Genomic DNA, 11,018 nt, shown 5'->3' with positions numbered 1-11,018 from the left:
CTTCGGGTACTAAATCGGGTACTTATGAGATAGTATACAGCATCTGTGAGCGTTTGAACCCTGATAACTGTGCAACAGCCACAGCTACTGTAAAAGTGTTTGTTCCTACTGTAGTAACGCCAACGACTATTGAAGCAGTGAACGATGGGGTAACTACGATTACAAGCACTGTAGGTGGTACTACGCCAAGCGTTCTTACTAATGATAAACTCAATGGTGTACCAAATCCAAGTATCAGTTCTGTAACACTTACTTGGAATACAGCAACTCCTACGGGCTTCACCTTGAACCCTAATGGAACGATTACGGTAGCACCAAACACCCCTGTGGGTATCCATACGATAAGCTACACTATATGCGCCGTAGCAAGTCCTACGGTATGTAGCACCGCAAGTATTGTGGTAACAGTGAGTGGTACAACCACAAGCACCATCCCAGTATTGCCAATAGCAGTAGATGATCATTCTACAACCGCTATCAACACCCCAGTAGTGGTGAATGTATTGGGTAACGATATCCCTAACGGAGCAACAACTCCTAATGTGGTAGCCACCCCTGCTAACGGTACAGTAGTTGTGAATGTAGATGGTTCTATAGAATATCGTCCAAATACTAATTTTGAGGGCACTGATACCTTTGTGTATAAACTTTGTAACACCGATGCTTGTGCTTCAGCTACTGTTACTATCGATGTAGTGAACAAGATAGTGCCTTACAATGGTATGTCGGTAGATGGCGATGGCAAAAACGATTATTTTCATATCAGTGGCATTGAGCGTTACCCTAACAATGTGGTACGTATCTATAACCGTTGGGGTGTGAAAGTATTCGAGACCGAAGGTTATGACAATGTTACCCGCGTATTTAGAGGCATTTCTAACGGACGTGTAACTATCGAACAAGCCGATAAACTCCCACAAGGAACGTATTACTACGTGATAGAGTATTATGATAGCAATAACAACAAAGAATCTTTAGTTGGTTGGTTATACGTTAAGAAATAGCATTATATAAATAGAAGAACCTCAAAAAAGGCTGTTCAGCATTTCGCTGAACAGCCTTTTTTGCATAGTATATTGTGTGGCTCACATTTCTGATGTAGCTCACATCTAATTTTTTTTCTCTTTTCTTTCGTTTTATTACCCTCAAAACTACGTTTTTTTCTTCACTCTTAATTATTCAGTATCAATTTTTTATATACCCTTTGTATATCTATCTTCCAAGATTCGTTCAAGCTTCCTATAAGCTTTCTATAAGCTAAGCATACCCAATTTACCTCTCATCTTTTACCTTTTGACTGAATTCTCACTTCTGATATTCTTCGTTTTTTTTCGATACCACTGAGTCTTTCCGAACTTCCCCGGAAAGTCTAAAAAGTACAACTACTTTATTCACCTGCCCATCGTGCTACGACCTCTGGCAAAGATGATTATTGGTATTTCTGGTATTACTGGTGGTAAGTTAAAAAAGTTAGTTGCTAATTGTGAATTATGAATTATTTATTATCTTTGCACCATCAAATTTGTTATAAAAGATAAAAACAACAAAGCAACGATGGAATCATCACAAGATGAAATGTCCTTTTTAGACCATTTGGAAGCCTTGCGCTGGCACTTGATACGTGCTACTATAGCTGTTTTAGCAGTGGGTGTGGTAGCGTTTGTGTGTAAGGATTTTATTTTCCAAATCATCTTTGCTCCTAAGAATGGCGATTTCTTTACTTACAGAACGTTCTGTAAGATAGGTCATCTTTTTGGATTTGAAAGTGCTTTTTGTGCTGAACAATTGCCTTTTACAATTCAAAGCCGTACAATGGCAGGGCAGTTTTCAGCTCATATCTGGACGTCTATTTGGGCAGGAGTGATTCTCGCGTTTCCTTATGTGCTTTATGAAGTGTGGAAATTCATCAGTCCAGCACTTTATGAAAACGAGCGCAAGCTGGCTCGTGGCTTTATCCTCATTGCTTCTTTGCTGTTTTTTATAGGAGTTTTGTTTGGCTATTATCTCATTACTCCACTATCAGTGAATTTCTTAGGGTCTTATTCAGTAAGTCCCGAAGTGAGAAACCAAATAGATTTAAACTCTTATATTTCTGTAGTACGCTCGTCAGTCATTTCGTGTGGCATTATTTTTGAGCTACCTATTGTTGTTTATTTTCTTACCAAATTAGGAGTGATAACACCTGCTTTTATGCGAAAATATCGCCGGCACGCAGTTATTGTAGTGCTTATCATTGCAGCAATTATAACCCCTCCTGATGTAGTAAGCCAAATTATCGTGTCGATACCGATAATGCTCTTATACGAAATAAGTATTTTTATTTCAGCTTACGTTTTAAAAAAAGAACAAAACAAGGTAATTTAATATTTTTAATGGATTGTAATACCTACTTACAGCACCTACCCAACGTGAAAACGTTGAAACAGCTTTGCAAAGGCGAAGCCGTATTAGATTGGATTATTTGTGGTCACGAGTTTGAAGTTTATCACACCTACTACAAAGTAAATGAAGAAGAATATGAAGGCTATGAAGCCCAATGGGGGCACGGCTTTGAAGATGAAGACGGTTCGTCGCTGTCGTTTTATTTTATTGATAAAGCCTGCTTAATCGTTCCCTCTTCGAGCGCCGAAGATAGCAAAGGAGGCGATAATCACGACTTCGAGAAGCGTATCCCGAAGGTGTTCTTGCCGTACTATCGTAAAAACTTTTCAGAAAGTGATATTCCTTTCGTGATATACTCTTTAGATGGCGAAACGTGGCAATGTGTAGAGAACTTCCCTGTGGAAGAACATATCGATAAGTTTGAGTATATTTCTACTGACCCTATGAAATACAAAGAATGGGCAGTAGAATATTTGGGCGACGAAGGCTTCTTGCAAGAAGTAATGAGCGAACAAACCATTACCGACCTTTACGAAGGGAAAGTGCTTACCGAAGAGATGGTGTACAGTATCGTAACCGAAGTACACGATTGGGTAGATTTAGAAACAGAACTCAACGAAATGCCTTATCGCTTTTCGTTTTAAGATTATATGAAATTAGTAGTAAATAACATCATCAAAATATACAAAGGAAGAAAAGTAGTAAAAGGCGTTTCGCTGGAAGTAAACCAAGGTGAAATCGTAGGACTCTTGGGGCCTAACGGAGCAGGAAAAACGACTTCCTTTTATATGATAGTGGGACTCATCAAGCCCAACGGTGGTACTATTTTTTTGGATAATACCGAAATCACCAGTTATCCGATGTACAAACGTGCTCAAAGCGGTATTGGGTATTTGGCTCAAGAGGCTTCGGTATTTAGAAAGCTGAGTATTGAGGACAATATCAAAAGTGTCCTACAACTCACCAAACTCTCTAAGGCAGAACAACAACGCAAAACCGATGAGCTGATAGAAGAGTTTGGCTTAGGACATATTCGTAAAAATCGTGGAGACTTGCTTTCAGGGGGAGAACGTCGTCGCACAGAAATTGCACGTGCTTTGGCTACCAGTCCGAAGTTTATCTTGCTCGACGAGCCTTTTGCAGGGGTAGACCCTATAGCAGTGGAAGATATCCAACGCATTGTAGCACAACTCAAAGACAAGAATATAGGTATTCTCATCACCGACCACAATGTACAGGAAACACTAGCCATTACCGACCGCACTTATTTGATGTTCGAGGGAGGAATCCTCAAATCAGGAGTGCCTGAAGAATTGGCAGCTGATGAGATGGTAAGAAAAGTATACCTTGGAAGAAACTTTGAATTGAGACGCAAGAAAATATTAGAAGATTAGCCAATTAACAATAAGAAGAAATAACTAAAAACTATAATATAATGAAAAATTTAGTAGACCGTTTTATTAAGTATATAAAAATAGACTCTCAGTCCAACCCTGAGAGCGAAACAACTCCTAGCACCGAAAAACAATGGAATATGGCAAACCTATTGGTAGAAGAATTGAAAGCTATTGGTTTGCAAGACGTAACTGTAGATGAAAACGCCTACGTGATGGCTACGTTGCCATCGAATGTAGATTACCCAGTGCCTACCATTGGTTTTATTTCTCACTTCGATACATCACCTGACTTCTCTGGTGAAAACGTAAATCCACAGTTTATAGAAAATTATGATGGGGGAGATATTGTCCTCAACAAAGAACAAAATATAGTGTTATCACCTTCTTATTTTGAGGATTTGTTGCTCTACAAAGGCAATACCATTATCACAACCGATGGTACGACCCTCTTAGGAGCTGACGATAAGGCGGGGATTGCCGAAATCGTAACCGCTATGGAATACCTTGTGCAACACCCCGAAATCAAACACGGGAAAATACGCGTAGGCTTTACCCCTGATGAAGAAATAGGACGTGGAGCACATAAATTCGATGTGAAAAAATTCGCTGCCGACTGGGCTTATACAATGGACGGCGGACAAATAGGCGAACTTGAATATGAGAGTTTCAATGCAGCTGGGGCTAAAATTCACTTCAAAGGAAAGAACGTACATCCTGGTACTGCCAAAAACAAAATGATAAACTCAATGCTCGTAGCTACTCAGTTTATCAATGCACTACCAGCCGATGAGATTCCAGCACGCACCGAAGGTCGCGAAGGGTTCTACCACATTACCGATATTTCTGGAGATGTAGAAAATACGGTAGTACAGCTTATTATCCGCGACCACGACTGCGACCTTTTCAACAAACGCAAAGCCGTAGTACAACAAATTGTAGACGACCTTAACAAGCAAATCCCTAATGTAGCAGTAGCCGAAATAAAAGACCAATACTACAATATGGGTGAAAAAATCAAACCTGTGATGCATATTGTAGAAGTAGCCGAACGCGCGATGAAAGAATTAGGTATTACTCCTATTACTAAACCTATCCGCGGTGGTACCGATGGTTCTCAACTTAGCTTTATGGGCTTGCCTTGCCCTAATATCTTTGCAGGCGGACATAATTTCCACGGTAAATACGAATTTGTGCCCGTAGAAAACCTCGAAAAAGCTACCGAAGTGATTATTCGCATTGCTGAATTAGTAGCAAAAAAATAAGATAATTAGCCGATTTATCAATTAGCCAATGTGTTAATTGACAAATTGGCTAATTTGCTAATTTTTCATTAACCATTAATAATTAACCATTAATAATTAAAAAGATGCCTACAATATCACATAGAGCGCAAATATTGCCTCAGTCACCCATTAGAAAACTGACCCCTTACGCTGAAAAAGCAGCTAAGGAAGGGAAGACTATTTATCACCTCAATATCGGTCAGCCTGACATTAAAACCCCTGAAATAGCTATTCAAGCAGTCAAAGATTTTACCCCTAAGGTATTGGAATATACAAAAAGTGAGGGAATTGATTCTCTTAGAGAAAAGGTGGTGGAATACTACAAAAAACACGATATTAAGGTAGAAAGTAGTGATATTATCATCACTTGTGGAGGTTCTGAAGCTCTTACCTATGTAATTGCTACTGTTGCCAATGCCGATGATGAAATTATCATTCCAGAACCTTACTATGCGAACTATATTAGCTTTTCAGAAGCCTTTGATGCAGTGTGTGTGCCTATTACGTCTTCTTTTGATGATAACTTTGCCTTACCTCCTATAGAAGAGTTTGAGAAAAAGATAACTCCTAGAACCAAAGCTTTTCTCATTTGTAACCCCGGAAATCCTACAGGCTATTTGTATTCTAAAGAAGAAATCTTGCAATTGGCAACAATAGCTAAAAAACACGATATTTTCCTTATTTTCGATGAGGTATACCGAGAGTTCGTATATGATGGTGCTACCCATTATTCCATTATGCAAGTAGAAGGCATTGAACAAAATGCTATAATGATAGATTCGGTATCTAAACGTTTCAGTATGTGTGGAGCGCGCATCGGGTGGGTAGTCTCTAAGAATAAAGACGTGATGATGTCTGTTTTGAAGTTCGCTCAAGCACGCTTGTCTCCCCCTACTTATTCACAAATAGGAGCTGAGCGCGCTTTTGATGTACCCGAAACTTATTTTGAAGAAGTATTAAAGGAATATACTCAGCGTAGGAACGTGCTCATTGAAGAACTCCGAAAAGTAGAAGGTGTACGTGTATCGATGCCTAAGGGGGCTTTCTATTGTATAGCCGAATTGCCTGTAGAAAATGCAGAAGACTTCTGTATATGGCTTTTAGATCATTTCTCAGTAAATAACGAAACGGTAATGTTGGCTCCTGCCGAAGGTTTTTATGCTACCGAAGGTTTAGGGCGCAACCAAGTGCGTATAGCTTATGTACTCGAGAAGGAGAAGATAGTAAAAGCTATTCACATATTAGGTGAAGCTCTAAAGGAATACAACAAACATTAAGATTTAATGAAGATTTTATAAAACTAACTTTTAACATCTATTTTCTAATTCCTAATAAACTAAACAGTTATATTTTTTAGTGTTAAAAAAACACATAAAATTATTGCTATATCAAAAATATTTTGTACTTTTGAGGCGGAAAATTAAAAACAGACAATGTCAGTAAAAAAAATAGCAGTATTAACATCAGGAGGAGACGCTCCTGGTATGAACGCCGCCATTCGTTCAGTGGTACGTACTTGTGCATATCACAACATCGAAGTGGTAGGTGTATATCGTGGCTATCAGGGAATGATAGAAGGCGATTTTGAAGAAATGAACGCACGTAGCGTTCGAGATATTATCAATAGAGGAGGTACTATCTTGAAATCAGCCCGCTCTAAAGATTTTAAAACTCCTGAAGGGCGCAAGGCAGCTTATGAAAAATTAAAAGCTGCAGGGGTAGATTCTTTGGTAGTAATAGGAGGTGATGGCTCTTTCACTGGGGCACTCTTGTTCAACAAAGAATTTGGTTTCCCCGTAATGGGAATCCCTGGTACTATCGATAACGATATCTATGGTACTGATTTTACTTTGGGATATGATACCGCTCTCAACACTGTAATTGAGGCTATCGACAAGATTAGAGATACCGCAAGCTCCCACAACCGCTTGTTTTTCATAGAAGTAATGGGGCGTGATGCAGGACACATCGCCTTGAACTCTGGAGTAGGGGCAGGTGCTGAAGAAATCTTGATTCCAGAAGAGAATATAGGACTTAAAAAGCTACTTGAATCTTTGGAAAAAAGTCGTAGGACTGGTAAAACTTCCAGCTTGGTAGTGGTTGCTGAAGGCGATAAAATAGGTAAAAACGTATTCGAACTTAAAGAATATGTAGAACAACACCACCCCGATTACGATGTGCGTGTATCAGTATTAGGGCATATGCAACGTGGAGGTGCTCCTTCTTGCTTCGACCGTGTATTGGCAAGCCGTATGGGGGTAAAAGCAGTAGAATCACTCCTTGAAGGGAAATCTAACTATATGGTGGGTATCCGTAACAATAAAATGGAACTCACTCCGCTTGAAAAAGCTATCAAAGGCAGTTCTAAAATAGATACGGAACTCCTCCGTGTAGCCGAAATAATGGCAACTTAGTAACGTAACAAACTTAAAATTAAATAACGAATAAATTAAATTAAAAGAGAATTATGTCAGTAAAAATTGGAATTAACGGTTTCGGACGTATTGGACGTCTCGTATTCCGTGCTGCTTATGAAAGAGCCGACGTAGAAATCGTTGGTATTAACGACCTTTTGGATGTAGATTACATCGCTTACCTTTTGAAATACGATTCAGTTCACGGAACTTTTAAAGGTGATGTGAAAGTAGAAAATGGTCACTTAGTAGTAGATGGCAAAAAAGTGCGTATCACTGCTGAAAAAGATCCTAACAACCTTAAATGGAACGAAGTACACGCCGATGTAGTTGCTGAATGTACTGGTATCTTCACTACCTTAGAAAAAGCACAAGCTCACATTAATGCAGGAGCTAAAAAAGTAGTTATTTCTGCTCCATCAGCAGATGCTCCTATGTTTGTAATGGGTGTGAACCACAAATCAGTAAAACCTACTGATACTATCGTGTCTAACGCTTCTTGTACAACTAACTGCTTGGCGCCTATTGCTAAAGTATTGAATGATAACTTCGGTATCGAAGAGGCTTTGATGACTACAGTTCACGCTACAACCGCTACACAATTAACAGTAGATGGTCCTTCTAAAAAGGATTGGAGAGGTGGACGTTCAGCACTTTGCAACACCATTCCTTCTACTACCGGTGCTGCTAAGGCTGTAGGTAAAGTAATCCCTGAATTGAATGGTAAACTTACTGGTATGGCATTCCGCGTACCTACTGCCGATGTTTCAGTAGTAGATTTGACTTTCCGCACTAAAAAATCAACTACTTTAGAGGAAATCAACGCTGCTATGAAAAAAGCATCAGAAGGTGAATTGAAAGGTATTCTTGGATACACTGAAGACCTTGTAGTTTCTCAAGACTTCGTAGGTTGCAAAAACACTTCTATTTTCGATGCAAAAGCTGGTATCGGTTTGAGTGCTAACTTCTTCAAAGTAGTTTCTTGGTACGATAACGAAACTGGTTATTCAAACAAATTGGTAGATTTAGCACAGCACATTGCTAAATTGTAATTCATAAAGAAAAAAGGTGAGTTGCCTATGGAGGCATACTCACCTTTTTTAATAGTAAACAACTTAATAAAACCGAAACGATATGATTTTAATTGTAGACAGTGGAGCTACTAAGGCCGATTGGACAGCCTTAAATAGCAAAGGTGAAAAAATATTTTTTACTCAAACTTTAGGGTTAAATCCTGAAGTTCTTACAGAAGAAATTCTCGTAGAGCGTATAACCACCAATTATCAATTGTTTGAGAACAGAAATTCAGTATCAGAAATTTATTTCTATGGTGCTGGTTGTGGTACTGAACGCATTCGTTACTTTGTAGAACGCAGTTTGGCAACTATCTTTAAAAACGCTAAAATAGAGGTGAAAGAAGATACTTATGCAGCTGTGTTTGCTACTACAGCCCCCTCCGATAAAGCTATTGTATGTATCTTAGGTACAGGTGCTAACTGCTCTTATTGGAATGGTAAAGAATTATACCAAGCAGTAGATTCATTAGGCTATATTTTGATGGACGAATCGAGTGGGAATTTCTATGGCAAACGCTTGATTATTGATTATTTCTTCAAGAAAATGCCAGCTGACCTCGTTCAGAAGTTTGAAAATCAATACGAATTGGGATCAGATGTGATTAAAAATCACTTGTACAAGATGCCAAACCCTAACAGTTACTTGGCTACTTTTGCAAAATTCGTAGTAGAAAATAAGAATCACGAATATTGCCGTGAGATGGTGAGACAAGGTATGCAACTATTTGTAGACCACTGGATTTCTCAGTACGAAGACCGCTACGAAGTGCCTATCAACTTTGTAGGTAGTATTGCTTTCTTCCTCCAAGATATTTTGGAAGAAGTATTGACAGAAAACAACCTTAAATTGGGTACAGTGCTAAGAAAACCAATTGATGGTTTGGTAGCATTCCACGTAAGCAAGTTCTTTTAGAATTAAAAAAATAATTAATAAAAGAAAAAGATACTCACCGTTATTGGTGGGTATCTTTTTTATTTTAGAACAATCCGTAGAGGAGAGCATCTATTTTATTGATGATTTCACCTAAATCTTCAGGGTTGTTTACGAAATCAATATTGTCTACCTCTATGATGAGTAGTTTCCCCTTGTCGTAACTTTTTATCCACTGTTCGTATCGCTGGTTGAGGCGGTTGAGATAGTCTATTGAGATTGTATTTTCGTAATCTCGACCGCGCTTTTGTATTTGGTTTACCAAGTTGGGTACTGAGCTTCTGAGGTAAATCAGTAGGTCTGGTGGGAGAACAAGGCGCTCCATCAGAGCGAATAGTGACTTGTAATTATCGAAATCACGAGAGCTCATCAGTCCCATTTCGTGTAAGTTAGGGGCAAAGATGTGAGCATCTTCGTAAATAGTGCGGTCTTGAATGATGTTATTTCCTTTCTCTCTAAAATCCAAAATCTGTCGGAAGCGACTGTTTAGAAAGTATATTTGTAAATTAAAACTCCAGCGCTCCATTTGGTGATAAAAATCATCTAAATAAGGGTTATCTACCACATCTTCGAAATGGGCTTCCCATTGGTAGTGTTTGGCTAATAGAGAGGTAAGGGTAGTTTTTCCAGCTCCTATATTTCCTGCAATTGCTATGTGCATTTTTAATTAGTTTTTTCAGCTTCCTCACGTAGACATTTAATCATAGAGGTGTTCTTGATCTCTTGTATTACGAAAGAGCTTTGAATGTTAGAGATAATTTCCAATTTAGATATTTTGTGTACTACAAATCTCTGATAATCTTCCATATCGTTGAGCATAACTTTTAGCAGGAAGTCGTAGCCTCCTGCCATATACGAGGCTTCTAACACTTCATCTAAAGTGCTTATATATTTTTCGAACTCATTAAATAATTCGGCACTATGCTTAAGAAGTTTTACTTGACAATAAGCTACCAATTTTTTTCCGAGAGCTTTAGGATTGGCTACCGCTACATATCTTTGAATAATTCCTAGTGATTCTAATCGTTTGATACGTTCGTGAACTGGAGTGATTGACAGGCTTACTTTTTCGGATAATTTTTTAATAGATTGTTTGCTATCTTGTTGTAATTCATCTAAAAGTGCTAAATCAATACGGTCTAATGCATACATACTTTTATAAATTTATTGGGGGTAAAATTAGAAAATATTTTCGATATACCAGGGGAAAAGACAAAATATTTTTTCTGTTTTTTTATAAAAGGCTCATAATCATTATTATTTTTAGATAAATAATTGGGTTGTAAAAGGCTAAAACTATAGAAATATTTTCTGAGTAAAGTATGTTTTACAGGATAGGTTATTTTCAATAATAGTTTGTATTGTCTTTAAATTGATTATCAATTTAATCAGCTTTGCCAAAGTGTGTGTCGCAAAAAGGACACATTAGCGTTTTTGGAGAGACACAGAATCATCGAAGGGAAACGAAGAATATCAAAAGAGGGTTAGAGGCGTTTTTAGCGAGAAAAGGCTGTGAGGAGGGTGGGGTTAGCTTA

General features: G+C 38.3%; 11 protein-coding genes. 9 read left to right on the top strand and 2 right to left on the bottom strand.

Annotated features, from left to right (window positions below):
• The 9 genes from HMPREF9072_RS12395 to HMPREF9072_RS00785 form a co-directional block, all read left to right on the top strand.
• Window positions 1–1,004, top strand: a 1,004-nt coding sequence (locus HMPREF9072_RS12395) for a gliding motility-associated C-terminal domain-containing protein (RefSeq protein WP_009410051.1), incomplete at its 5' end; no start/stop codon positions are given.
• Between the two features lie 550 nt (window positions 1,005–1,554).
• On the top strand, window positions 1,555–2,364 hold the full coding sequence (tatC, locus tag HMPREF9072_RS00820; RefSeq protein ID WP_009410050.1) for a twin-arginine translocase subunit TatC: 810 nt from the start codon (window positions 1,555–1,557) through the stop codon (window positions 2,362–2,364).
• A gap of 8 nt (window positions 2,365–2,372) precedes the next feature.
• Window positions 2,373–3,026 carry a hypothetical protein gene (locus HMPREF9072_RS00815; protein ID WP_009410049.1) on the top strand — a complete coding sequence of 218 codons (654 nt, stop codon included), beginning with the start codon at window positions 2,373–2,375 and terminating at the stop codon, window positions 3,024–3,026.
• 6 nt (window positions 3,027–3,032) lie between these two features.
• Window positions 3,033–3,776, top strand: a complete 744-nt coding sequence (lptB, locus tag HMPREF9072_RS00810; RefSeq protein ID WP_009410048.1) for an LPS export ABC transporter ATP-binding protein — start codon at window positions 3,033–3,035, stop codon at window positions 3,774–3,776.
• 41 nt (window positions 3,777–3,817) lie between these two features.
• Entirely contained in the window at window positions 3,818–5,041 is a 1,224-nt protein-coding gene (gene pepT, locus HMPREF9072_RS00805; protein WP_009410047.1) for a peptidase T, read from the top strand.
• Window positions 5,042–5,145: 104 nt separating this feature from the next.
• On the top strand, window positions 5,146–6,339 hold the full coding sequence (locus HMPREF9072_RS00800; protein ID WP_009410046.1) for a pyridoxal phosphate-dependent aminotransferase: 1,194 nt from the start codon (window positions 5,146–5,148) through the stop codon (window positions 6,337–6,339).
• A 156-nt stretch (window positions 6,340–6,495) separates the two neighbouring features.
• Window positions 6,496–7,476 (top strand): 6-phosphofructokinase, encoded by a 981-nt coding sequence (gene pfkA / locus HMPREF9072_RS00795; RefSeq protein WP_002671231.1) that lies wholly within the window; start codon window positions 6,496–6,498, stop codon window positions 7,474–7,476.
• Window positions 7,477–7,529: 53 nt separating this feature from the next.
• Window positions 7,530–8,528 (top strand): type I glyceraldehyde-3-phosphate dehydrogenase, encoded by a 999-nt coding sequence (gap, locus tag HMPREF9072_RS00790; RefSeq protein WP_009410045.1) that lies wholly within the window; start codon window positions 7,530–7,532, stop codon window positions 8,526–8,528.
• Between the two features lie 82 nt (window positions 8,529–8,610).
• Window positions 8,611–9,465, top strand: coding sequence for a hypothetical protein (locus HMPREF9072_RS00785; protein ID WP_009410044.1), 855 nt, complete (start codon window positions 8,611–8,613; stop codon window positions 9,463–9,465).
• A 64-nt stretch (window positions 9,466–9,529) separates the two neighbouring features.
• Here the strand turns inward: HMPREF9072_RS00785 and HMPREF9072_RS00780 are convergent, their stop codons facing one another.
• The gene (locus tag HMPREF9072_RS00780) at window positions 9,530–10,144 is read right to left on the bottom strand and encodes a deoxynucleoside kinase (protein ID WP_002671237.1); all 615 of its coding nucleotides are present in this window, start codon (window positions 10,142–10,144) and stop codon (window positions 9,530–9,532) included.
• Between the two features lie 2 nt (window positions 10,145–10,146).
• Window positions 10,147–10,635, bottom strand: a complete 489-nt coding sequence (locus HMPREF9072_RS00775; protein ID WP_002671239.1) for an Lrp/AsnC family transcriptional regulator — start codon at window positions 10,633–10,635, stop codon at window positions 10,147–10,149.
• Between the last annotated feature and the right edge of the window lie 383 nt (window positions 10,636–11,018).

The organism is Capnocytophaga sp. oral taxon 324 str. F0483 (assembly GCF_000318315.2).
In the GTDB taxonomy this organism is placed as follows: Bacteria; Bacteroidota; Bacteroidia; order Flavobacteriales; family Flavobacteriaceae; genus Capnocytophaga; species Capnocytophaga ochracea.
This window is presented reverse-complemented; position numbering and strand designations above follow the sequence as displayed.

Excerpts from the sequence above, each read along its gene's own strand:
- tatC (WP_009410050.1), top strand. The coding sequence starts at position 1,555 with ATGGAATCATCACAAGATGAAATGTCCTTTTTAGACCATTTGGAAGCC.
- HMPREF9072_RS00815 (WP_009410049.1), top strand. The coding sequence starts at position 2,373 with ATGGATTGTAATACCTACTTACAGCACCTACCCAACGTGAAAACGTTG.
- lptB (WP_009410048.1), top strand. The coding sequence starts at position 3,033 with ATGAAATTAGTAGTAAATAACATCATCAAAATATACAAAGGAAGAAAA.
- pepT (WP_009410047.1), top strand. The coding sequence starts at position 3,818 with ATGAAAAATTTAGTAGACCGTTTTATTAAGTATATAAAAATAGACTCT.
- HMPREF9072_RS00800 (WP_009410046.1), top strand. The coding sequence starts at position 5,146 with ATGCCTACAATATCACATAGAGCGCAAATATTGCCTCAGTCACCCATT.
- pfkA (WP_002671231.1), top strand. The coding sequence starts at position 6,496 with ATGTCAGTAAAAAAAATAGCAGTATTAACATCAGGAGGAGACGCTCCT.
- gap (WP_009410045.1), top strand. The coding sequence starts at position 7,530 with ATGTCAGTAAAAATTGGAATTAACGGTTTCGGACGTATTGGACGTCTC.
- HMPREF9072_RS00785 (WP_009410044.1), top strand. The coding sequence starts at position 8,611 with ATGATTTTAATTGTAGACAGTGGAGCTACTAAGGCCGATTGGACAGCC.
- HMPREF9072_RS00780 (WP_002671237.1), bottom strand. The coding sequence starts at position 10,144 with ATGCACATAGCAATTGCAGGAAATATAGGAGCTGGAAAAACTACCCTT.
- HMPREF9072_RS00775 (WP_002671239.1), bottom strand. The coding sequence starts at position 10,635 with ATGTATGCATTAGACCGTATTGATTTAGCACTTTTAGATGAATTACAA.